Source organism: Thalassolituus sp., assembly GCF_984348125.1.
The window spans coordinates 100,050-124,119 of the sequence record NZ_CFHJLR010000011.1 but is presented as its reverse complement, the minus strand read 5'-3'; the positions used below and the strand labels follow the sequence as shown (position 1 = coordinate 124,119).

The 24,070-nt window shown below is 49.8% G+C and carries 19 protein-coding genes; 11 read left to right on the top strand and 8 right to left on the bottom strand.

The genetic code is table 11. The features are described 5' to 3' along the window. Both AC5E51_RS09815 and AC5E51_RS09810 read left to right on the top strand, forming a co-directional pair. Nucleotides 1-1,172: ATP-dependent nuclease (locus tag AC5E51_RS09815; protein WP_491778518.1), on the top strand; the 1,172-nt coding region annotated here is incomplete at its 5' end. Next, complete coding sequence (locus tag AC5E51_RS09810) at nt 1,169-1,441, top strand: UvrD-helicase domain-containing protein (protein WP_491778517.1); 273 nt, start codon at nt 1,169-1,171, stop codon at nt 1,439-1,441. The genes AC5E51_RS09815 and AC5E51_RS09810, both read left to right, overlap by 4 nt. A gap of 183 nt (nt 1,442-1,624) precedes the next feature. On the opposite strand, the gene AC5E51_RS09805 is transcribed toward AC5E51_RS09810, so the two are convergent. Next, a complete protein-coding gene (locus AC5E51_RS09805) occupies nt 1,625-2,620 on the bottom strand; it encodes a transposase (protein WP_491778516.1) in 996 nt (331 codons plus the stop codon). 400 nt (nt 2,621-3,020) lie between these two features. On the opposite strand from AC5E51_RS09805, the gene AC5E51_RS09800 reads away from it, so the two are divergent. The 3 genes from AC5E51_RS09800 to AC5E51_RS09790 all read left to right on the top strand — a co-directional run bounded on the left by AC5E51_RS09800 (nt 3,021) and on the right by AC5E51_RS09790 (nt 7,335). Then, on the top strand, nt 3,021-4,301 hold the full coding sequence (locus AC5E51_RS09800) for a hypothetical protein (protein ID WP_491778515.1): 1,281 nt from the start codon (nt 3,021-3,023) through the stop codon (nt 4,299-4,301). Nucleotides 4,302-4,410: 109 nt separating this feature from the next. Then, nucleotides 4,411-5,073, top strand: a complete 663-nt coding sequence (locus AC5E51_RS09795; RefSeq protein WP_491778514.1) for a glycine-rich domain-containing protein — start codon at nt 4,411-4,413, stop codon at nt 5,071-5,073. A gap of 687 nt (nt 5,074-5,760) precedes the next feature. Continuing rightward, on the top strand, nt 5,761-7,335 hold the full coding sequence (locus AC5E51_RS09790) for a BCCT family transporter (RefSeq protein ID WP_491778513.1): 1,575 nt from the start codon (nt 5,761-5,763) through the stop codon (nt 7,333-7,335). A gap of 63 nt (nt 7,336-7,398) precedes the next feature. On the opposite strand, the gene AC5E51_RS09785 is transcribed toward AC5E51_RS09790, so the two are convergent. After that, entirely contained in the window at nt 7,399-8,154 is a 756-nt protein-coding gene (locus tag AC5E51_RS09785; protein WP_491778512.1) for an exonuclease domain-containing protein, read from the bottom strand. Continuing rightward, nucleotides 8,147-9,994 (bottom strand): DUF294 nucleotidyltransferase-like domain-containing protein, encoded by a 1,848-nt coding sequence (locus tag AC5E51_RS09780; protein WP_491778511.1) that lies wholly within the window; start codon nt 9,992-9,994, stop codon nt 8,147-8,149. Before AC5E51_RS09780 ends, AC5E51_RS09785 begins: the two co-directional genes overlap by 8 nt. A 342-nt stretch (nt 9,995-10,336) precedes the next feature. Here AC5E51_RS09780 and AC5E51_RS09775 point away from each other — a divergent pair, with 342 nt between their 5' ends. From AC5E51_RS09775 to AC5E51_RS09760, 4 genes are all read left to right on the top strand, one after another. Next, nucleotides 10,337-10,891, top strand: coding sequence for a hypothetical protein (locus tag AC5E51_RS09775; RefSeq protein WP_301179922.1), 555 nt, complete (start codon nt 10,337-10,339; stop codon nt 10,889-10,891). Between the two features lie 78 nt (nt 10,892-10,969). Next, the gene (locus AC5E51_RS09770) at nt 10,970-11,101 is read left to right on the top strand and encodes a hypothetical protein (RefSeq protein ID WP_491778510.1); all 132 of its coding nucleotides are present in this window, start codon (nt 10,970-10,972) and stop codon (nt 11,099-11,101) included. Between the two features lie 222 nt (nt 11,102-11,323). Then, nucleotides 11,324-13,216 (top strand): hypothetical protein, encoded by a 1,893-nt coding sequence (locus tag AC5E51_RS09765; RefSeq protein ID WP_491778509.1) that lies wholly within the window; start codon nt 11,324-11,326, stop codon nt 13,214-13,216. 170 nt (nt 13,217-13,386) lie between these two features. Then, nucleotides 13,387-14,520: a hemolysin family protein gene (locus AC5E51_RS09760; RefSeq protein WP_491778508.1), complete on the top strand. Its 1,134-nt coding sequence runs from the start codon at nt 13,387-13,389 to the stop codon at nt 14,518-14,520. 156 nt (nt 14,521-14,676) lie between these two features. Here AC5E51_RS09760 and AC5E51_RS09755 read toward each other — a convergent pair whose 3' ends face one another. The 3 genes from AC5E51_RS09755 to acnA all read right to left on the bottom strand — a co-directional run bounded on the left by AC5E51_RS09755 (nt 14,677) and on the right by acnA (nt 20,960). Beyond that, nucleotides 14,677-16,698, bottom strand: coding sequence for an alkyl/aryl-sulfatase (locus tag AC5E51_RS09755; RefSeq protein WP_068439548.1), 2,022 nt, complete (start codon nt 16,696-16,698; stop codon nt 14,677-14,679). Between the two features lie 104 nt (nt 16,699-16,802). Next, on the bottom strand, nt 16,803-17,849 hold the full coding sequence (locus tag AC5E51_RS09750) for an AraC family transcriptional regulator (protein WP_068439563.1): 1,047 nt from the start codon (nt 17,847-17,849) through the stop codon (nt 16,803-16,805). A gap of 378 nt (nt 17,850-18,227) precedes the next feature. After that, nucleotides 18,228-20,960, bottom strand: coding sequence for an aconitate hydratase AcnA (gene acnA / locus AC5E51_RS09745; RefSeq protein ID WP_491778507.1), 2,733 nt, complete (start codon nt 20,958-20,960; stop codon nt 18,228-18,230). Nucleotides 20,961-21,237: 277 nt separating this feature from the next. Between acnA and bamJ the strand changes: the two genes are divergently transcribed. Beyond that, nucleotides 21,238-21,720, top strand: coding sequence for a BamJ family beta-barrel-assembly machinery protein (gene bamJ, locus AC5E51_RS09740; RefSeq protein ID WP_068439544.1), 483 nt, complete (start codon nt 21,238-21,240; stop codon nt 21,718-21,720). Between the two features lie 4 nt (nt 21,721-21,724). Then, the gene (locus tag AC5E51_RS09735) at nt 21,725-22,054 is read left to right on the top strand and encodes a TfoX/Sxy family protein (RefSeq protein ID WP_068439542.1); all 330 of its coding nucleotides are present in this window, start codon (nt 21,725-21,727) and stop codon (nt 22,052-22,054) included. A 54-nt stretch (nt 22,055-22,108) separates the two neighbouring features. On the opposite strand, the gene AC5E51_RS09730 is transcribed toward AC5E51_RS09735, so the two are convergent. Together AC5E51_RS09730 and AC5E51_RS09725 are read right to left on the bottom strand one after the other, a co-directional pair. Beyond that, nucleotides 22,109-23,509, bottom strand: coding sequence for a DEAD/DEAH box helicase (locus tag AC5E51_RS09730; RefSeq protein ID WP_488073059.1), 1,401 nt, complete (start codon nt 23,507-23,509; stop codon nt 22,109-22,111). Continuing rightward, nucleotides 23,506-24,057: a YaeQ family protein gene (locus AC5E51_RS09725; protein ID WP_068439536.1), complete on the bottom strand. Its 552-nt coding sequence runs from the start codon at nt 24,055-24,057 to the stop codon at nt 23,506-23,508. Before AC5E51_RS09725 ends, AC5E51_RS09730 begins: the two co-directional genes overlap by 4 nt. Between the last annotated feature and the right edge of the window lie 13 nt (nt 24,058-24,070).

Below are 24,070 nucleotides of genomic sequence, written 5' to 3'. Positions count from 1 at the left end.
ATCTAAGACTTATAGCCATCAACTCGATCAACGCCGAACGTGACGACTTTGCAGAAAGCAACACACAGAAATCAAACGACATTCTGACCAAGATGCTGATTTCCTCTCTCGAGGATTCCGACAAAGCCAAAATTAACAGCGCGTACACTTCTTTCTTTGATTCAATCGAAAGCACCGAGACATTCAAAAAGATCGTTACACCTGACCCAGACTTCGAGAACTTCTTCGACGAGATTGTTGACAAGCTCGAATGTATCCCCAACCTGCCAAATTTAAAGAGCATCCTATCCAATATGACCTTGAAGTCTGGTGAGAGCTACCTATATCAGCGTGGCCTTGGGTATCGTAACCTCGTATACATCTACCTGTTATTTGAGTTCTTCAAGGGTAACAAGAATGCACTCAACCTTTGCTGCATTGAAGAGCCTGAAGCGCATCTAAGTGTGAATAACCTCCGCTTCGCGACCGACTTTATATACAAGAGCACACAAAAAGGTGGTTCATCTCTTCAAACGTTAATTAGCTCCCATAGTCCACAGGTTATCAATAAACTTGAGCTAACCAACGTGATCGTTTTATCTGGAAATGATGCCATCCACCTTACTGATAGTAAGAAGCATCTCACTAACTACCTTCGTAAACGACCAAACTTTGACATACTAAAACTGCTGCTGAGCAACAAGACTGTACTCGTTGAAGGTACCACCGAAGAGATGCTAATCAACGCTACCCTCTATCGTAACAACGAAAATGTTAACAGTCTCGAAGTGATATCTATCGAGCAAACAGGCTTCACGACATTCATGGACGTCTGGTTACAAGTCAACAAAGGTAATACTAAGAAGAGACTAAGTATCATTCGAGATTATGATGAGAATGACACTACCAAGAATAAACATGAAAAATATGATGCTGATAACGACAACATACGAGTAAGAACTACCACCAAATATACGCTCGAAGATGATCTTACAGAGGCGGATGGAAACCTTGGCCGCTTGAACACACTTTTCAACAAGAAGTACAAAACTTCTGTCGAAATGGCCGAGTTCCTGAAGAAAAGCAAAGCCGAAAGGATGCTCAAAATTGCTGACTCGATCTTAGACGAAATGAACGAAGATCCGATCAAGCTACCCAAGCACATTCAAGAAGCTCTGGATTTCATGAAATGATTGAAGTTCAAATAGCCGGAGCTGGTGCAGGTAAGACTTATGGTTTAGCTGAGAAGATCATCGCACACTACGACCCAACGTCGTATAAAAAGATCTTTGCCATCACTTATACCAACAATGCCTCGAGGAACATCTCAGAAGCGATCATCAAGCAGCTTGGATACTTACCAGAAAATATCGTAGTTTGCACAGTTCATACGTTTCTATTAAATGAGATCATTTACCCTTACTCACCTTTTGTCTTAAATGAAGTACACACTGTTAAATAGGACATCCACGATAATTTTCATCTACTAAACTCTCGAAAATTTAGCGTGAGCAAAGCAAACGCTGTGATTGAGTTTTTACTTCGAAAAAGCGGATTGTTTCTGCTGAATTCTCAGTATTTCAGGCACGACAAATCCCAGCAGGTGCTGGTTGTAGAATATCGGTTGGTTTTCTCGGGAGGGTAGCTAACCTAAAGCAGCTTTACATCGACTGAGTCCGGATGGCCTCTGATAATTCAGCGTTTCACAGGCACTACGGAGTCGTTGTTCGTTACCCGCAAATGTCGCAAAGCACTGCTCGAAGTTTGACGTCATCTCCAGCCATTGTGAATCATCTATGCCGAGTCGGGTAAGAATGCTCTCTGCGTTTTCAGAAATAGCTCCGCGTTTGTCTTCGCGGAGAATACGACCTGTCCAGTCAACGAGTTCAAGGTAATCTGTCAGGCGCATTTGAATGCCCTTGGGGCTATCCTGACGGGGATTGCCAACAAAAGGGTGAAGCTCTGCGGCTTGCTGGTTTGGGTGGTTGGGCTGCTTCGTAGATTTCGCTTTCTCTGATCGCTTCTTAACAGAGGTGTGATCAGACTGCTCCGGCGTTCTTGACATCTGGGCACGAACGGGATTCAGATCGACATACGCCATACAGGCGGCAAGTGCGGCTTCATCTAGCAAAGCCTGGGATTTGAAACGACCTTCCCAGAACCTGCCGGTACAGCGATCTTCCCGGTTAGCTTCACGAGCAATGGCTTCATTAAGAATACGCATAAACCAGCTGATGTCGCAGAGGCGAGAGCGCCACTCCTCAATGATCATCTGCAATCGAGCGCGCTGTGCAGCATCCAGGTTTTCCCCACGAACAAATCTCTGAGAAAACAGATTGCCCTTGAACAGAGAATGCCAGCGTTCGACGACCTCTAGATCAGACCATTGATCAGCCTGCTTTTTGTCGATATGCAGCACGACATGATAGTGATTACTCATAATGGCGTAAGCCGCAATATTGATAGCGAAGGTCTGGGGCAGCGCCAGAAGTTTCTCTTCTAACCAGCCACGGCGGTGCTCATAGCTCTGGCCGGTAGCTGTATCCGTACCACATAGAAAAGCTCGACGAACGCAGCGGGAGATACAGTGGTAATAGGGGGTAGCATCAAGGGAGATCTGCTGTTTTCTTGGCTTTGGCACGGTGTTACTCCATTAACGAATGCTGAGGCAGAGTATCACAGCGGAATCTTTTAACAATCAGGCGAAAGCACTAGAGTGGGTGTCCATGTAATCAATCAGGCGAAAGCACTAGAGTGGGTGTCCTTGTAGTAAGTATGACACCCATTTTGAGCGCGTTGACTAACCAGCAGAACTCATTGAGGGCGGAATACCCGAATGGAAAGCTTCAATTTTTTCATCTGAGCATACTTTGACCAGTTTTTCTCATGGCAATACTGTTACATACGCAGCCCTCATATTTCTAGTAAAGTCATCCTGCAGCTATGCGCTCTGGCTCACGTAGCAGTAACGGTTTTACGCTTGTTCGTATATTCTGGCGACACCACTAATTTTCGATGATAAACCTCACGGCTGAGAACCTATGATCACTCTACAAACTCTTGTAAGTAAGGCAGCTTCATTAATTTTGGCGCTGGCAACTATACCGTTAACTATTTTAGCCTCTGTAGCATCTGCGGAAATGACTATTCAGGGAGCTAGCTACGGCAAGGTTCAGACGCTAGTGATCCCAGGAAGCCGTTGCTATACAAAAGGGCCAACTAACCTCACGGCGGCAGTTTCTGAGTACTGCAGGCAGAATACTAACGGGAATACTTGTGTATACACCGTGCCTTGGCCAACGCCAGAACAGGATCCAGGTTATGGCTGTTATAAAAACTTCCAGGCTGTTTATAAGTGCTCAGAGTTTCAGAATCCAAAGACAATTGATATTGGCGGTGTTGTTTCCGAGGCTGCAAACCAGAGAGTAGCTTTCGATTGTTCTCCTATGCAGGTAGGGAGTGTGGTTGTAACTAAGAATGAGAAAGACTCTCAGCCGTTCTCGTCTAATGGTAATAAAGCGACCGCATGGTATGACGTTCATGCCGAGAATAATCAAGGATCGGACTTTGAAGGCTCGATTAATGTCAGTACCCGTGTCAAGCCTGTCACTGCAGGTGCAGTTTTAGATAAAGCCTCGAATTACCTCAAATGTTCAGGGACTCCTAAGGTCACAACTAACTCAAAAGGGACGGGCTATCTTGGAGCGGAGTATCAAGTAACTGGATATCCGAAGGTGATTGGCGGTTTGACTGATCCTACGTCTGCTCAAGTGACCTTTTCTCTGGACGTGAATGGCACGCCTTGTTCCGGTAGCTTCCAGTACAACAGGGACCGGTATCCGACCGAAGTAGTTCAGGGTAAGTTCTTTCTGGTTGTGAATAATGAAGAGGTTCCTCTCAATATAAACTTTGTTAAGCCGAAATCAGCCACTCCCAGCTTAAAAATGACAGGCGGGCAGCTGCTGAGCCGAAGTGCTTTCACTAGTGCAATTTCTACCAAGGGTAGAGTGTATTTTTATTACAACTTTTACTACCTTAATCAATACGGACTTCCAACCAGTGCAGGCATGACCTGCAACTTCGGTAAATCCGGAGATGTCGCGTTCAATACGGGGTCAGACGGTCGTCTGAAAATTACCGGGTATGTGACGGTTACAAATGGTGAACGGAACTCAGATGGCGTTCTGGTCCGGCTCGCAGAAACGACCTTCGATACCGATGGGCCTGCATTCCGTTTGGAAAAGGGGAAGCCCATTGGTGAAGTTAAGTGCTCTGTGAATGGGACTGAAGCAAAGTATGCGCAGAACCTGGGTAACTGGTGATCTGTTAGTTTGAATTGCAACACTCCATAGCGGCCGAGTCTTGGAGTGTTGGTTCTTTTTCGATAGTCTCATGTTTGAGACAAGAATGGATTTCGACAAGGTTTAGTGGATGAGCATTGAAATAGTCTTTCTTTCAGTTTGTATGATTTTGACTGGTTATCTTTTATACCGGATCAGAAGAGCCTATCAATTGGCTTATATCGAAAACTATCGATTTCGTCATTCAATCGGCAGGAAAGTTCAGGATCACTATCCGCACTTATCAGACGAGCAAGTTCAATTGGTGCTTAAGGCGCTCCGGGAATATTTCTATATCTGTAAAATGACCAGGCGACGCATGGTCTCTATGCCATCTCAGGTTGTTGATGTCGCATGGTATGAGTTTATTCTTTTTACTCGTCCGTATGAAAAATTCTGCAAGAAGGGGCTGGGCAGATTTCTTCATCATACTCCGACCGAAGCCATGAGCTCTCCTACGTTAGCTCAGGAGGGTATTAAACGAGCTTGGCGGCTATCTTGTGCCAAGCACTCTATTGATCCATCAAGGCCGGCTGAACTGCCACTACTTTTCTCCATCGATAAAAAGCTAAATATTGAAGATGGCTTCTTTTATTCGAGAAACTGCAAGTTGAGCTTCTATGGTGGAAGAGGTAACGATTACTGCGCTGCACACATAGGTTGCGCATCAGGATGCTCTGGTAGTACGGGAGGCTGTGGTGGTTTTTTCGGCGACTCAGACGGCGGCAGTAGTGGATGTGGCGGTGGAGATTAGTTTATGAAGACCTGCCCGTATTGCTCGGAAACCTTGCCTTTATTAAATCTAGTATGGCAGCGCTTAAAGGCTAATCGAGACAGCGCTATTGTTTGTAAGCACTGTACTTCTCTCATTTCTCAGAACGGTGGCGCCAGCTGGGTTGATGGGACGTTCAGTTGCATCGCTGGTGCGCTATCTTTTTATTTGATAGATTTTGATACAGTTTATTCAGCCGCTATTGCTTTCTTAGTCGCATTTCTCGTTCTGTTGGTTTCTTCGTATTTCACGGCTCCGATTCGAAAGAGCTGATGCGTAATGGCAGTCATTGATTTATTTTCAGAAAGACTGTCGGGAAGAAGCTTCCCTCCTACAGAGTGACTATGTAGGTGCTTCGCGCATAGCCAGGCAAGCTGCCTGAAGCGCTCCTACAGGTCAGGATTATTTTCAGGTAGCACGAGACTATGCATCGGTTTTCGCGTATAGCCAGGCAAGCTGGCTGAAGCGACCCTACAGGTCAGGGCGCGGGTGATTATCATATCAGTAGAGTTGAAAACATATCTTTCCTTGTCGATACAGGCCGTCAGGGCACGAATATTCGCTGAATTTGTGTCATTAATGGTGCTTATCGGCCGCTCGTTTGAAATTTTCGCCTGAACCTATACAGTGTATAAGTTATATACCAGTCGTAACAAAACGGGAGATATCGTGTCTGAGCCCAAAGACAAGTACAGTATCGACAACACTGACTACTCGGTTGGTCAGGATAATATTCAAAAGTGGGGCTTCGATGTCCACAATCCCGTGTTCGGGATCAGTACCGCTCTTATTCTCGCTTTTCTCATTGCAACCCTCGTCACCGATGCCTCTGTCGCTAAAGCAGCGCTCGACGGTCTGAAGTGGGACATTATCGGCAGCTTTGATAAGTTCTTCGTTTGGTCTGCAAATATCTTCGTTGTGTTCTGTATTGTCATTGCGGTGTCGCCTTGGGGCAAGATTCGCCTCGGTGGTGCAGATGCTGAGACAGAGCACTCGCGGTTATCCTGGCTGGCGATGTTGTTTGCTGCCGGTATGGGTATCGGCTTGATGTTCTGGGGCGTCGCTGAGCCAGTTGCGTATTTCACTGGCTGGTACGAAACACCGCTTGGCGTCGAGCCGAAAACACCAGAGGCTGCCAGCCTTGCTCTGGGTGCCACTATGTATCACTGGGGTCTTCACCCTTGGGCGATTTACGGTGTTGTTGCGCTGTCTCTGGCGTTCTTCTGTTACAACAAAGGTCTTCCACTTTCTATCCGTTCTGCGTTCTATCCGATTCTGGGTGATCACGCGTGGGGCTGGCCGGGTCATATCATCGATATTCTGGCGGTGCTGGCTACGCTGTTTGGCTTAGCAACTTCCCTCGGTCTCGGTGCAAGCCAGGCTGCTGCAGGTATCAACCATGTGTTTGATATTGAGTCCGGCGTTGGTTTGCAGATCGGTGTGATTGTTGGTGTTACTCTGCTAGCGATTGTTTCGGTTGTTCGTGGCCTGGATGGTGGGGTTAAGCTGCTTAGTAACGTTAATATGCTGATTGCGTTTGTGTTGCTTATCTTCGTTGCAATGGTCGGAGCCGCGGTAGCTTTCGGCTCGATTCCTACCACGCTGATGGCGTATGTTTCTAATATCATCCCGCTGAGTAACCCGCATGGTCGCCCTGATGAAGCATGGTTACAGGGCTGGACTGTGTTCTATTGGGCGTGGTGGATCTCCTGGTCGCCATTTGTCGGTATGTTTATCGCACGTGTTTCTAAAGGCCGCACCATTCGCGAGTTCCTGATCGCAGTACTTGCTGTTCCAACGCTGGTTACCGTTATCTGGATGTCTGTCTACGGTGGTATTGGTATTGATCAGGTGGCTAATAAGATTGGTCTGCTGGGTGAAAACGGTCTGACTTCTGTTCCTCTGGCGATGTTCCAGATGTTTGATGCTCTGCCTATGAGTATGGTTCTTTCTGTCATCGCGATCGTTCTGGTGCTGGTGTTCTTCATCACTTCATCCGACTCCGGGTCGCTGGTGATCGACAGTATCACTGCAGGCGGCAAAGTGGATGCGCCAGTTCCTCAGCGTATTTACTGGGCGTCAGTCGAAGGTGCTATTGCTGCGGCGCTGCTGTGGATTGGCGGTAAAGAGGCGATTGAGGCGCTTCAGGCCGGTGCTATTTCCACGGGCTTACCGTTTACTTTCGTGCTGTTGCTGATGTGTGTGAGCTTAGTGATGGGCTTACGCACTGAGCCGAAAGGTTAAGTACTCGCTCAATGAAGAGCCCAGCAGTTGCTGGGCTTTTTTATGGGTTTTCTCCAGGAGTTTTTACAGGCACAGGTCTTTGACGGTGCGATTTCCTAATTGCCATTTCTGTATCTGAGCTTGCAGTAGTTCGGCCGTTGCAATCGCGTCAACCAACGCATTGTGATTTTCGTATTCGGGTAGGTTATAGCGCTGGCGTGTATCTGGCAGTCGTAAGGAGGGCAGGGGTTTTCCCAGCAGACGGTTATACCAGCGCTGACTATGAGTGAGGCAGCTTGCCTCCAGTGCAAAGGTATCGATAACGGGGAAAAGCCAGGGTTCAGACCAGAGGTGAAATCCCAGCTTTCTGAAAAATTCACGCTCCATCGCCCGGTAGTGGACAACACACAGGCGCCCGGACATCGCGTCCAGTAGCTCTGGCATGATGGAATTAATTCTCGGTGCAGCTGAAACATCACTGTGTGTGATGCCGTGTATGACCACGGAGGTGTCGCTCAGTTCACCCGGATTAACTAACCAGTGTTTTGCGGTTGGCAGATATACGCGTTCGGCATCAAACTCAACGAGCCCGACGCTGACGATTTTATCTTTGTCTGAATCTAAGCCTGTTGTTTCTATGTCGATGGCCAGGCAGCGTGCTTCGTTCAGGCTTTGCTCTATGTAGCTGAACTCTGCCTGATAAAAGCGTTTAAGCTCTTCGGGCAGCGGCTTTCCGGTGCTTGGGCTGGCGGAGCCCCCCAACATGGATTGCTGAAATTCACTCCAGCTGTCGGGCAGTGAGCCCGGTCGTTTCAATGACCCCTTTCTGTAATCAGCCATTAGCGGTGTACCGGTACTTCAGAAAACGCTGTGCCTGAGCAACCACGTTAAATGCTTCTTTCAGGGAACGCTGCCGGGTGAAGCTCAGGGTGTCAGGGGCGATGTTGTTGTTGGGTTCTCTTTTGTCGCGAATGGCCAACATCTGTTGATGTGCACGTAAGCTGTAGAGCAGCTCCAGTGCATTCGTCAGTTCATCGTATTTTTCTTGCGGGAGCAGTTTGGTTTTAGAAATATCTTCCAGGCGCTCAAATGAGTTCTGCGACATTGATCCTGTCGCCAGCGCATGAACCCGAATAATGTCCGTCAGCGGCGCAGTCCCGCGGCGCTTGATATTCAAGGATTTGCCTTGTCTACCGTCTTCTTCTAGCACGAAGTTCTTAAATACCCCCAGTGGTGGGGTACGCTTAAGCGCATTACGCGCCAGCGAGGCCAGAAACGGTTTGCTGTTTTTCGCTTTCGTCGAAATAAATTTCTGCAGTTCTTTTGCCCAGATTTTCTTGCCATGTACCGCTACAAGGTCGAAGAATATGCATGCGTTCAGCAGAGCTTCTGGCTCGGGCTTTTCTATCCAGTCGGTAAACTGATCACGCCACTCAGATCTGCGCATTCGCCACTTAGGGTTCGACGCCATAATCAAACCTTCACACAGAGGGTAACCACAGCGGTCCAGCCCTTTGCATACGATGTTACTGAACTCGTCGAAGTAGGCGCCATGGGCGGCCTCATCGTAATCATCTGACAGGATCAGAGCGTTGTCCTGGTCGGTGACTAAAAGCTGCTCGTCTCGTGCTAATGAGCCGAGTGCGATTAAGCAATAGGGCACCGGCGGAGGCCCTAACTCATCTTCTGCCAGCTTGGCCATCTGTTGCATAAAGCTGGCTCCGATGACGGACATGGCAGAACCAATCATATGAGACGTTGCGTGTTCGTTAACCAAACGTTCGTATACCGCGGGCAGTTGCTCTGAAAGTTGAGCAAGTGCATCGATGCTTTCAGAGGACAGTATGCTGCGCACTAACAACAGAGAGTTTTGCGATTCGTGAGCGACCACGTCGAGTAGGGAAACAATACCGAGCACACGGTTGTCATCAACGATAGGCACATGGTGCGTATTGTTACGAAGCATCATCAGCATGACTTCGTGGAGGTAGGCATGGTCGTCCATCACCAGTGGCTCTGTGCTCATTATTTCACCCACGGGGGTGTCATACGGTAATGACTTGGCAATGACCCGAGCGCGCAGATCACTATCGGTCACAATGCCGAGCAGGTTGCCCTGATCATCCTGCACTAATGCGGCGGCAATATAGTTTTCGGAGATGCGAACAGCACACTCAGCCACCGTCGTGTCAGGGGTGATGAGTAGCGGTTCTGCTTTAATAACTTCAGTTACGGGCACGGTCGTCATGTCGTCCGTGCCGACCTGAGTCGCTTGCTCCAGAATTGAGTGCTCGTTTACTTCAAAAAAGTCGCCAAACTCCGAGTACTTTTCGCAGTAATCGATAAATAGTTCGCTCGGGATGAGATAGAAGAGGCTGTCTTTGCGGGTCGTCGCGGGGAAGCGCACTTTGCCCTTCATAAGAAGCCCCATCTGACCAAACACATGGCCTGCGGGCAGGCGGTTATAAAGACTGCCATCCCGACGGAACAATTCAACTTCACCAGAACGTATAAAATGAAGGTGGTGTATCGGCTCATCCAGAATCAGCACATCTTCACCGGCCTGCTTGTAGCTCACTTCGATTGAGCGTGCCATGTCAGACAGGGCGTCCGCAGGAAGCCATGAGAAGGGTTCGTGCTCGGCCAGTGCTCGTTCAATATCAGGCAGCTCAATACTCATTGATTATTCCGTTAGTAAAAAAGGATGCAGTGCACACACGTACTGGGTGTTCAGGGCTTAGACTGGCATAGCGCGAGACTTTTGATCAAGCGTAAATGGTCGCCCCAGTTTAGTCTGATTATTTATCAGTTAGTGAAGATAGCTTTGCTGGCCGGCAGGGCCAATAAATCAATGAAATACGCCACCTGAAATGGTGTGGCTGTAGTCGCGACGCGATCTCATCTTTACCTGGGCGTCTGTAAAACCTTTCCAGACAAGGTGATTGATCTTTCATCAATATCAGGCATTGTTCGTAGATGGCTGGTTAAATATCGAACACTTACTGCGACAATGGAGGTCACTATGGCGCGTTTAGATGATATCGCTATTGCTAAAACTCTTTGTGATTATTTCGTCGGTCGGCGGGTATACGGGCAGGGGCTCGACACAAACACGCAGGCAGGTCTTGCTTTATATCAACGAGGCGGGCGGTTATCTACTGCACTGACCCTTCAGAATGCTGCTGCGCAGAGAACGGTAAATCAACAAGCGTTCTGGGAGCATATCGGCGCTCGTCAGCGGCGCGAACCTGATGGCTCTGGTCTTTGGTGTGATGGTTCTGCCGGAATTATTATTTCATTACTCGGGCAACGTTCTGATTTTAAGTCAAAGCTTGAAGTCATAAAGCAAGGTGATCCTACGGTACATGGGCACTGGTGGGTATTAGCAAATCGTCCGAATAACGCGGTTCTTGATTTTGATACAGATCTTCACCAAGACAGCTTTGTCATCGATATCTGGGGAGCAATTCGCGGGAACCTTCCATCCAGCGTTGCCTATAACCCATCGCACATCCTCTATGATTGCGGTCAGGATAACTCGCTGGAGATCGTGTGTACTGTTCCGGCTAAACCTTAGTCGTTTCAGTTTTTATTAGCCGTATCCCTGTATTTGATCTCAGAGGATTAATGCTCTGTAACGCCATTTGATAATTTTATGGCGTGGATTGACAGTATCGATGAAAATACTTTGAGAGTGCAGGAAGCGATTATTGATCAGTGTTTCATTGCCCGCTACGGCTGCATGCAAGAGCTTCAGGCACTTAAGCTGGAGCTGGCTTTTGCCTGACGCTTAGTTTCGCCTGTGGCGCAGTTTTCCAATCACGCCCTTCATCACTTGATGCCCTGTTAAAAAGTCGATACGAATAGTTCTGAGTTAGATCCAGTAATCTGCCGTCCGGTAGATGGCGTCTTTCTTACAGCCACAGGTCGATCGGTCGCTTTAGCGTGTCATTCGCTTAAAGCGCCAAAGGCCCGTGGCTTTTCTGATTATTTAACAAGGAGTTAAGTTATGGGTGAATCAGCAATGAATTCAAACGTGGATTTCGAAATATGGAACCATAATGATCGTGGTGGCTTGAGCGATACCTTCAAAAATGCTCAGGGTCAGGACAACATCACGGGCAATACCGATTCGTTAGAAACTGCATCAAACACTTGGGTGATTGTTTTCAACGAAACCAATTATTACGGCGACTCAATGCAGGTCGGGCCCTCTACCTACCTCGATGATCTGAACCATACTACCCGTTACAACTCATCAGGTAGCGATGAGGGTGACTGGAAGAATCAGATTCAGAGTTTTGTGCTGTATAAAACTAAGCCTTCTTACTGGGGAAGAAATCCAACGAGGGATGAGCTTTTTGTACCTCCTTCCGGGCATGCTGTATTCACGGAGAATAATAATTTTCTCGGGGACAACCGTACCTTTACAGCACCCTATAACGCCCTGAATCTGGGTGTGGTCGGATACACGACCAGTGGTACAGAAATGTATCGGACGACGGGTGGCACGATCAATTCATTACGCACAGGCCCGAATGCCTGGCTGATTATATTTAACGAGGCAGATTGCCGGGGTTGTGCCTTGAGAGTGTCGCCAAACACTATACATGGCAACCTTAATAATATCACTCGCTATAACCTTCAGGGAGAAGACGAGGGAGACTGGAAGAACCAGATTGAGTCTTTCTTGCTCTACAATAAAGAACCTGAATTCTGGGGCACTGGTTATCCGCGTCCGTATATCGATTTCACAACCCTGTTTAATCTGTATCCGGGGACGACCAACACCAGCAGCGACGATAAAATTACATATGTCATCGAGGATGCGACCTATAAGATCGATGAGCCAGAAGTCGCTGCACAGGCAACAACGCAGGTTATCAGTGATTACTACATTAATGATGACTTCAGTGTGTTGCCTGAGGATGGCTGGACGAAGTATCACATTTCAATGAGCCACGAAAATACCGGCGGCCGCAATGACAAAGCCGAGTTTGATATGTTCTTCGATAACTCAGGAAAGCTTGTCAGCATCCAGCACTTCGAGTGGTCATCGGATGGCGCTTATAACATTTCGCAAGCATTGATAACGATTGTCGATGATGAGGCCTGGCTGCTGGGTACCATTGGTGCACTTGAAACTCTGGGGATTTCCGAAGAAGTCGCAGATGGTTTCGTACAGGTTTTCGATTTTTTAACGACAGCCTTCAACGATATTTCTTCGCTGGTCTACAGAAAGACAGACAACGGTGGTAGTTACTATTTCCTGCCTGTGATCTGCCATACGATCAATCGGGTTTACTCGGCGATTGCGGGCACGTTTAACCGGCCTGCCTATGCTTCTTCATCCGATAGCCGCAATAGCTATGCGCTGGATTTCAATTACGATGGCTACACAGATGCATTGTCGGGCACGGGTTCTGGTGTCTCAAACGTCGGCGCCTGGGGCCTGAAGTCGGGCACAAGCGGCGAGATGCCGTTCAGTCAGGTGATTGAGTTTGAGTATCAAGGATATAACTTCCGTGTCTGGTACCCGGAAGTTTCGTTCTCGACTGAGCTGGGTATGGTCATGTCCTGTAAGATCGACTACGAAATCAGTGACAACAAGGATGATCACGTCATCCTGTTGATGGGTGTCAGCGTGCCAGCCAATGCAGGTGATCAGCCAGTATTGAGTTTTGCTCAGGCCACCATCCAGTTCACGGACATGTCAGACTCAAACATCATGACGTCTCCGTGTGGTGGCAACAATATCATTAACGATGTCTACGACCAGCTCAGCAGCCAGCTGACAGGTACCAACATCGACAGTAGCTCAGGTGGGCGTGCTTACCTTGCAGACGTCGCTAAGGCCAATATGCAAGCTATGCTCGACTGCGCTGTGTTTACTCACAAGTAGCATTTTTCAATCGCGTGGCAGCGTTCTACGTTGCCACGTTTATTCGCTTGCTTCCTGCCAGAACTGGCATATATTAAGCGCTGAACCCCGTACCCTCCCAACGCTTGCCACGAGAAGGCGGCTCTGCCGGTTCACCTGTGTTTACTGTTTGCTTTAGCGGGTGTGACTCCATGAATGAAATGTTAGCGATTGCGCTCTTGATCGGCGCCAGCGCCTGTTTTGCGATGGCCGAAATCGGTATTGCTGCGTCGCGTAAGATTAAGCTGCGTGTGTTGGCGGGCGAGGGTAATCACCAGGCTCAGGACGTGCTTGCCCTGCAGCAAGACCCCGGCGCTTTCTTTGCCATGATTCAGATTGCGTTAAACGCTATCTCGATTCTTGGCGGCATCATTGGGGAAGAGGCGCTGACGCCTTACGTAAAAGAAGCGCTGAGCATGGTGTATCAGGGGCCTGCGCTGGATCAGATCAGCTTCGCTCTGTCGTTTTTCTGTATTACCGCGCTCTTTATTCTGTTTGCAGACCTGCTACCCAAGCGTATAGCCGTGAACCTGCCGGAAGCCACTGCCGTACGTCTGGTGACTCCGATGCGCTGGGTGACTTATATGGTGATGCCTCTGGTTGTGCTGTTTAACGGTGTGACCAATGCCGTGCTGCGCTTACTGAAGCTGCCTACTGAGCGTGAGGAGCAGGTCACGACTGAAGACATCGTTGCCATGATGGATGCCGGTGCAGAAGACGGAAGCCTGCAGCAGCAGGAGTATGAGTTAATCGGCAATGTTTTTGATCTCGATACTGCACTGATAAGCAGCGTTATGACGCCGCGTGATCAGGTTGTTTACTTTGACCTGGACGAGTCCGTCGAATCGATTTCTCAGAAGGTGGTCGATCATCCGCATAACGATTTCCTGGTATGCGATGGTTCACTGGAGAAAATCAGCGGCTCGGTTGAATCTAAGATGATCCTGCAGCAGGTGTTGAAGGGGGAAATGTCTGGCCTGTCGGCGCTGAACTTCTCAAAGGATGTTCTTTATCTCCCAGAGACACTAACCCTCGGAGAGGGCCTGAATGCCTTCAAAACGGCGACTCAACCCTTCGCTGTTGTCGTGAACGAGTACGCGACTGTCGTTGGGCTGGTCACAGTGAAAGACATGCTCAGTGGTTTTATGGGGCAGCTGATCACTCATGAGGACGATCAGTTGATCATCCAACGCGATGAGCAATCCTGGTTGATGGATGGTATGACGCCCGTTGGTGACGTGATGCGGGCTCTGGATATCGCTGCAATGACGAGCTGTTCGGCATAAACGTGAGTGCTAATGAGTACCCATAGAAGGAGTAGGCTTGTCAGAGGGTGCTTAGGGGTCATGTTATAACCCTAGTCAATATTGCAGAGATCACCAAAGATCAAAGCGCCTTATGGTCGAACCATTGGGCGCTTTTTAGTTTTATGAAGACATTGGCTAAGGCGTCACAATATTAAATGTGCCTTCCGGCTTTTCGATTAGGCTAAAGAACTTTACTAAATCCAATACACTGCCATCCACGGTGAGATCATCCCCAAACAAGGTGTCCTTGATGCCAGCATGACCGACGATCATATCGACAAACAGAGGCTGCGTAAGGGTTAGGGTGGCGTCAGCAATGGTATCTTTGGCCACCGCCTTGTGGTGCAGTACGCTGTTTTTAAGGGTTAGAAGGTAGCTCTGATCTAAATCGCTAAAGGTGACCTTAATAGCCAGTTCGGTATCGGCTGCTTTGTCCGCGTTGAGGTTCACCGCCATGCTATTGAAGAAGAGGTGCACGGGGGTTTTTAACAGGACTTCTTTCATGACCGCTGGGCTGATGCCTTCATCCGGTCCGCCGTGGCGCAGTTCGTAAGCGCCTGTGAGATAGAAATCACGCCATGGTGCAGATTCGGCCTGATACCCCAGTTGGTCGTACACCTTAGCTAATAGGGCTTTGGCTTCTGCGTGGTCAGGATCGGCGAATACGGCATGGTTGAGCAGTTCTGCCAACCAGCGATAAGTCTGGGTGCCATCGGTTGCGGATAGGTTGGCGGTGCCGTCGAATTGCGTCTGCGCTTTGGCGACGACTGCGTCCACGCCACCCATCATTTCAACATAACGAATCGCAGCTTCTTTTTCGGGTAAAGGGTCTAGCTTAGCTGGGTTGGCGTTATACCAGCCTAGATAGGCTTGGTACACCGCTTTGGCGTTGTGCTTGAGTGTGCCGTAATAGCCTTGGTTATGAAACTGTGTGTTAAGCGCCTCAGGTAGGGTTAAGCTTTCCGCAATTTCGTTTGGGGTATAGCCCTTGTTGAGTAGGCGAACACTCTGGTCGTGTATGAATTTATAAGTGTCGCGTTGTTGTTCCAAGAAATGGTTGATTTTTTCTTGCCCCCACAGTGGCCAGTGGTGACTGCCAAAGTACACGTCGGCTTGGTTAAAGCGCACGCGTGCTTCGTCGATGTAGCGGCTCCAGATATTCGCATCACGAACCTTCGCGCCTCGTAATGTGTAGAGATTGTGCATATTACGGCTCAGCATTTCAGCGCCACAGAACGCTTTTTGTTTTGGAAGGTAGAAGGTAAATTCAGCGGGGGCCTCTGAGCCCGACACGGTTTGAAAAACGAAGGGCACACCATCAATGCTCAGTTCGGTGATGGGCTCGGAAATGTGAACGGTGGCTTCTTCAAAACCGAAGCTGCCAAACGCTGGGCCCTTGCCTAATCCTGTGCCCACATGCCCGCGCTCCTCTCTGGCGAGTCGCTTACCGTACATGTACATGGCACGACGACTCATGGCCGTACCAGCAATGATATTTTCACTGGTGGCTTCTTCTTCGAAGCCTGCTGGAGCAACGATGGTTAGACTCTGTTTTTCTTCGTCGCTTAGGTTCTGCAGTATGCCCTGTATGCCGCCAAAGTGATCAATGTGACTGTGGGTGAACAAAATGGCCTTGATGGGGTATTTGCCTAAATGTTGTTGTGCAAAAGTGAGGGCTTTATGGGCGGTTTCTCTTGCGGTGAGAGGGTCCACTAAAATCCAGCCTGACTCACTTTCAATGATGGTCATGTTGGCCAAATCGAATCCACGAATTTGATAAACGCCGTCGGTGACTTTAAATAAACCGTGAATGTTATTCAGCGCCGCCTGGCGCCATAAACTGGGGTTGACTGAGCCGGGTGCGTTTTCACCATTGGCATCGACAAAGCCGTATTCATCCATGTTCCAGACCAAGCTTTTGCCAGTTAAATGAGCAATTTCAAGATGGTCTTCACTGGCGATGAGGCCTTTGCGAGCAAGCTCAAAATCCTCTGTGTTGCTGAATGGCCGTTGTGCCAATACCGCTTGGTTGGCTTTTACCGTGGTGGGGGTGGGCGCACTGTGCCCAAGTGTGTTCGCGTCAGATTCAAATTCAACCGAGTTGTCGCAGGCCGCTAATAAGGCAGCGGATAGGGCGAGCAGGGCAATACGAAACATAAAAGAGCCTCATGTATTCTTATTTTTAGATCAGTGTAACCCTGAGATGCAGGAATGCCTTGGTCTTAAGCGGACAAAGGTGTGTCATGTTTAACCGTCAATGACTAAAGCAGGTGTTTTTTGCGAAATGCCGATGGGCTTTGACCCGTTAGCTTGGAAAAGGCTCGCGTAAAGTTACTATGATCGGCAAACCCCAAGCGGAGCGCGATATCTGTAATGGGTAACTGAGTGTCTTTTAGGTATTGTTTAGCCAGTTGAACTTTGCAATCTTGCAGTAAACCACGAAATTGATTGCCTTCCTCTTCCAATCGACGTCGCAAACTTCTTTCCGTTAACTTCAAATGTTGAGCCGCCCCTGTGACCGTGGGTTCGGACTTCTCAAGCTGGCTGAATATGTAATGGACAACGTGTTGGCTCACGGTTTTATCGGTTAAGTCTTGAACGTAAGACTGCACAATGGATTCATTGTAAGCTGCCATTTTTTTATCGCCCATGAGGTCGCTCTTGGCCACCTGTTGGCGATCAAACCATAAAGCGTTGTGCGTTTGCTTAAACTCAACTGCACAGCCAAAGCCGTTTTGCCAGCGTTCAGGGTAGGGTTCACCTGATCGTTGCAGTGTGACTTTGTTGATTAGCTTTGGGTTGCTGGTCAGTTGCAAGGCAAGCTGGTGAAGCGTTGCTAGAAAGCTGTCTATGGCTAAGGGGCTGATGTCCACACTGGGAATGGGTTGAATGGCAAACTGAATGTGCTCTGGTGTGTAATGCAGTTCGATATTGGCCGAATTACTCACCATGGCGTGATACTGCGCCAGTTTTTGAATGGCTTGCTCAAGATTGTCAGCGGTCAGCATCAACAGTCCCAACGCTCTAAAATGCATGGGCTGAACGTATTTGGCCACCTCTAGACCGAAGGCGGCGTTACCTGTGGCCTGCTCCACTAATTGCCAGAATTGGGTCATACGGCGAACGTCCACCCGCCCATCTGGATTGTCCTTAAACTGAGCAACGGACAGACCTACTTGTTCAAATAGCGGAGCGGGGTCAATGTCTTGAGCCTTAAGGGCGCGAATAATGGCCAGAGGCCATGCGGCAAGAGTGGTGTGGACTGGACGATTGATCATGTTTTTGGTTGTTATTGTTAGTTGGCTCATTTTATGGGTCAAGCTTGTGTCAGGTAAAGAGGTGAACCGGTAAACCCTAGCGTACGTATGTTGGGATAAGCGTATGAAATGGGCTGTTTCATGGAAATAAATCATTTTAATTGTGCGCAATCTAATTTACAGTGGTCACTCCCCAAAAGGGACAGGCTATACTGCTAGCCACATCAAAAGCATTTCCAATACAAAGCTGAAGCGCTTACCGCGCAAGACGGATTTCTGCCTGTACGAGGGCTATAAATTCGAGGTGCTGGATCTTGAGGGCGTGCGGGTAGAGCAGTTGCTGGTCACCCGATTGAATGGATGAGGTTGGTCGATGGCAAAGCGGGGTACTCCCGCTTTGCCACTTTCCTTAACGTTATCCCGTTGCGCTTATTTTGCAATCAGCTCGCGCAGTACATAATGCAGAATGCCACCGGCTTTGAAATAACTGATTTCATTACTGGTGTCGATTCGGCACTGCACCTTAAATGATGTGGTTTTACCGTCGTCATCCGTCGCTTCGACTTCAAGAAGTTGGTTGGGTTTTAACTCATCATTAATGCCTTTGATATTGATCGTTTCCTGTCCGGTTAAGCCATGGTCGGCGATGTTCTGGCCATCAATAAACTGCAATGGCAGAACACCCATACCGACCAGATTTGAACGGTGAATACGTTCGAAGCTTTCGGCAATGACCGCTTTTACACCGAGCAGGATAGTACCCTTCGCGGCCCAGTCACGGCTTGACCCTGTGCCGTATTCTTTACCTGCGAGTACAACCAGTGGTGTGTCTTCTTTTTGATAGCGCATAGCGGCATCGTATATAGCCATGCGTTCACCGCTCGGTGTATGAATTGTCTCACCGCCTTCTTCGCCGCCGAGCATCTGGTTACGGATGCGGATGTTGGCGAAGGTGCCGCGCATCATCACTTCGTGATTACCGCGACGCGAGCCATACGAGTTAAAGTCTTCCGGTTTTACCCCAAGGCTCTGTAGGTACTCACCTGCAGGCGAGCTTGTTTTGATGTTACCCGCCGGTGAAATATGGTCGGTGGTGATGGAGTCACCAAACAGCGCTAGCACGCGCGCGTTTTCGACGTTCTCTAAGGGTTTTAGAGGTTGGTCGATGTCATCAAAAAACGGCGGGTTTTGCACGTAGCTTGAGTTGTCGTCCCAGGCGTAGGTTTTCCCTTCGCTGATATCAATACCTTGCCAGTGCTTATCGCCGCTGAATACATCGGCGTAACGGGTGCGGAACATGCCATCATCGACCTTGGCAACGGCCTCGGCAATTTCGGCATTGGTTGGCCAGATATCTTTCAGATATACCGGCTTGTTGTCTTTATCCAGACCGAGCGGTTCGGTTTTTAAATTAATGCGGGTATTTCCGGCGAGCGCGTAAGCAACAACAAGGGGCGGTGACGCTAACCAGTTGGCTTTGACGTGCGGGTGTACACGCCCTTCGAAGTTTCGGTTGCCCGACAGTACCGCTGACACGGTCAGATCATGTTCGGTGATGGCTTTGGCTATCTCGTCGGGGAGTGGGCCAGAGTTACCGATACACGTGGTACAGCCGTAGCCCACCAGATTAAAGCCGAGCTTATCCAGATACGGTGTGAGTTCGGCTTTTTCAAGGTAGTCGGTTACGACTTTCGAACCGGGAGCGAGTGAGGATTTCACCCAAGGTTTACGTGCCATGCCCAGTTCTATGGCTTTCTTCGCAACCAGACCGGCCGCCATCATGACGCTTGGGTTCGATGTGTTGGTGCAGGAGGTAATAGCAGCAATCACCACAGCACCGTGGCTCATGGTGTGTTCTTCGCCGTCAATCGTCACTGTTGCCTGTGCGTTCGGGCCGCCTACGGCCGTGCCGCTGCCACCTTCGCTTTCCAGTCGTGCTTGCTCATCATCTGCAGGCGTTACCTGCAATGCGAGCAGATCGTCGAAGGTATCCGGTACATCGGGCAGGGCGACGCGATCCTGTGGGCGGCGTGGTCCAGCGAGGCTGGCTTCTACTGTGCTCATATCGAGATGCAGGCTGTCGGTAAATTCAGGCTCATCACCGGCTTCACGCCACAAGCCTTGTGCCTTGCAGTAGGCTTCAACTCGCTTGATTACATCATCGGGGCGACCACTCAAGCGCATGTAATTGAGGGTTTCATCGTCGACGGGGAAGAAACCACAGGTTGCGCCGTACTCCGGTGCCATATTGGCGATGGTGGCACGGTCTGCGAGTGGTAGGTCGGCAAGGCCATCGCCGTAGAATTCGACGAACTTACCGACAACGCCTTTGTTACGCAGCATCTGGGTGACCGTAAGCACCAGGTCGGTGGCCGTCACGCCTTCGGGCATTCTACCTGTGAGTTTGAAACCAATGACTTCCGGTATCAGCATGGAAACGGGTTGGCCCAGCATGGCCGCCTCTGCTTCGATGCCGCCAACACCCCAGCCCAGTACACCGATACCGTTAATCATCGTGGTGTGCGAGTCGGTGCCTACGAGCGTATCCGGGTAAGCCCAGTCTTCACCGTTCACATTGGCGGCCCAAACACTCTGAGCGAGATATTCAAGGTTCACCTGGTGACAGATACCCGTACCGGGCGGCACAACGCGGAAATTATTAAAGGCGGTCTGGCCCCAGCGCAAGAAAGCGTAGCGTTCGCCATTGCGTTGCATTTCAATTTCAACGTTGTCGTGAAACGCCTGATCATCGGCAAAGCGATCCACCATCACTGAGTGGTCAATCACAAGATCAACGGGTGAGAGCGGATTGATGCTCTCGGGGTCACCGCCTGCGCGGGCGATGGCATCACGCATGGCGGCGAGGTCCACAACCGCAGGTACACCGGTGAAATCCTGCATCAGTACGCGGGCAGGGCGGTATTGTATCTCGCGGTCGGACGAACGCTTATCCAACCAGTCGGCGATGGCTTTAATATCGTCTCTAGTGACAGTGTCACCGTCTTCGTTGCGCAGAAGGTTTTCCAGCAGCACCTTTAAGGACTTAGGCAGCTTATCAATGCCTTTCAGTTGTTCGGCCGCTTTCAGAAGCGAATGATATTTGTAGGGTTTGCCGTCCACCTCTAGCGTGGACTGGGTATTCAGACTGTTAACTGTCGACATGCTCGGCCTCCATGAAATCCGTGAATCAGCCGCTGTCATCACAGCGGCTGATGTATAGCCTAGTAAATTTGGTTCGGAAAAGGAGGACAAGTTCAACCTGATTGGCAAGGATTGGCCAAACAGAGTGTTCCGTCGCGTTTGGCGCCTCAGCACTCAAGGAATGCCTTGATTAGCGTATCAGCAAAGCCAGCTTTCCCATAAGTCAGATCTCACGGTGGCGTTACTCGCAGAAGTGTCCTCGGCACGGCATAATGACTGCAAATTTTAAGGAGCCATTATGACTTTTAATATTGTTCTGATCGTACTTATCGTTTTGCTGGTGATCTACGCGCTAAAGCGTGCGGGTGTATTCAGCAAAGGCGCAGCAGAAAACGAGACCGTCGGTGATGCTTATTTAGCTGAGAATGCGTTGCGCGAGGAGGTTACTCAGACCGACAGCGGCCTGCAGTACGAAGTGCTCACAGAGGGTGAGGGTGATACCCGACCGGCAGCGACAGATACTGTGCTGGTGCATTATCACGGCACTTTGATCAATGGCTCTGTCTTTGATAGTTCGGTAAAGCGCGGTGAGCCGATTTCATTTCCGCTGAATCGCGTTATCGCGGGCTGGACTGAGGGCGTACAGTTGATGACCAAAGGCGCAAAATATAAATTCTATATTCCTGCGCGTCTTGCCTACGGCAATCGTCAGGTGGGTACGATTCCGGGTGGATCGCTGCTGATTTTCGAAGTCGAACTACTGGATATTAATCCGGCCTGATCTTATGGCGTTTGACACTGAGCTTGCGGAGCGTATTCGTGCGGTGGTCTGTCACTTCGGCCACTGGGACGAAAAGAAGATGTTCGGTGGGCTTTGTATCATGCTCAATGGTCACATGCTGTGCGGCGTTTTGGGGGATGAGCTGATGGTACGGGTTGGTCCTGACGATTACGAAGACGCACTTGATGAAGACGGTACGCGAGAGATGGACTTCACCGGCCGTCCGTTAAAAGGCATGGTGATGGTCGATGGCGCAGCGGTCGCTGAGCCAGAAGAACTGGAATACTGGCTTCAGCGGTGTAACCGCTTCGTCGGGCGCCTGCCGCCCAAATAACCCGAAAGGGCTTTTGAAATAGCCTCCGCCTGAAGCGACCAATTGAATCGTGTTTTAATCAATCGATCTCTTGGTGACGTTTTTACGCCCTGAGAAAAGAGAGCCTCCCCGACCTTTTGGCTCTTTTGCTGGTGGCGCGGATGGCTTCTCTTTAGCGCGGTTGGCACGCGGCACGGAGCTCAACTCCTGATTGTCTTCACCGCTCTGTTTTCCTTTTGAAGCCTTTCCTTTCTGTGCTTTCTCTTTGCCTGCTTTTGTCTTCAATGATTTACGCAGGTTGAGTTTACCAGGCCCTGTCGCGGGGACGCTGTGGTTTGGTACATGTCCGATAAGATCCTCACGACGTAGTGCGCGGCCGATCAGAGTTTCAATGGCGGTCAGTGTGTCGACTTCATGGGCGGCGACCAGTGAAATCGCGATGCCTTTTTCACCGGCGCGGCCGGTACGACCAATACGGTGAATATAGTCGTGCGCGACAGGCGGCAGGTCATGATTGATGACCGCAGGTAAGTGTTCGATATCAATGCCGCGTGAGGCGACATCGGTTGTCACGAGAACTCGCAGGCGATGCTCGCGGAAGGCATCAAGAATGTCATTACGCTCAGCCTGTGTTTTATCACCGTGCAGTACTTCTGCCTGAATGCCTTCCGACTTGAGGTGATCCGTCAGAGCGTCTGCACCTTTTTTGGTCTTGGTGAAGACCATTACCTGCTTCCATTTATTTTCAATCAGAAGCGAAGCAACGGCATTGCCTTTATCGCTGTGATCGACAGGGTGCAGCCACTGACGGACGTTTTCGCTAGTGCGGTTAGCGTCTTTCTGCCCGAGTTCGATGGCTCCGGGCATAAGCTCAGACGCAAGTTCGCGTACGGCATTATCAAAGGTTGCCGAGAAAAGAAGGTTCTGGCGAACGTCGGGTAGTTTCTGAACAATGCGTTGCAGATCTTCGGCGAAGCCCAGATCCAGCAGGCGGTCTGCTTCGTCGAGCACCAGACACTGCAGATGCTCAAAACTGACACGATGACGGATCATGAGTTCGTACAGACGACCTGGTGTGGCTACGACAGCGTCTGCGCCTTCGGCCATTTTATCTTCAATGGTGCGTGGGTTCTGTCCGCCGCAAAGGAGCAGACAACGGTGACCGCAGTTGCGTCCATAGTCCCGAAAATTCTCTGCCAGTTGCTGAGCGAGTTCACGCGTTGGCGCAATAATAAGTACTCGCGGGTAGCGATAACCTTCTTCTTCTGTGCGTGGGTGCTCGCTGAGTAATTGCAGAAGCGGAAGCATAAACGCTGCAGTCTTGCCTGTACCGGTTGGCGCTGCGGCCATCAGTTCGGTTCCCGCCAGGATATGAGGGATTGCGGCCTCCTGAATCGGGGTAGGTTCAGCGTATCCCAACGATGCCAGCCGTTTCAGAATGTTAGTGTCGTGCAACAGGCTGCGGAAGCTACTCATGACTGGTCTCCACCAAAGAGTGTCTCAGGCGTAAATTCGATGGACTGCTCGTCATTTCCTAGCCACATGGTGCCGTCCTGGATCGTCGCTTGCAGTCGCATGGTGCGGGTGCATAGTGACTCTAGCTGAGTGCAGGCATCGTCGGCGAGCTTAATTACGCTCAGCTTTGGGTATGCATGAATTTTATTTTCATGCTGTTTCCACCAGACATCAAATGCATTGCCCTGATAGCCGTACAGTTTGACTGACTGTGCTTTATTACACGCCTTTCGTAGACGTTTTTCATCAGGCTGGCCCAGTTCAATCCAAAGCTCCGTCTCATCGCTGTATGTGCGCTGCCAGAGATCAGGCTCGTCATCTGTGCTGATGCCTCGGGTAAATTCCAGACGTTCGTGTGCATTCAACGCGAATACCGCGATGCGGGTCATCATTCTCAGTATGGTTTCTGAGGGATGTTGGGCGATCGTCAGGGTGTGGGTCGCATAGTAGTCGCGATCCATGTCAGAGATCATCAGTTCAGCTTTGTAGATGGTGGCTTTCAGTGCCATGCCTGGATTCTCG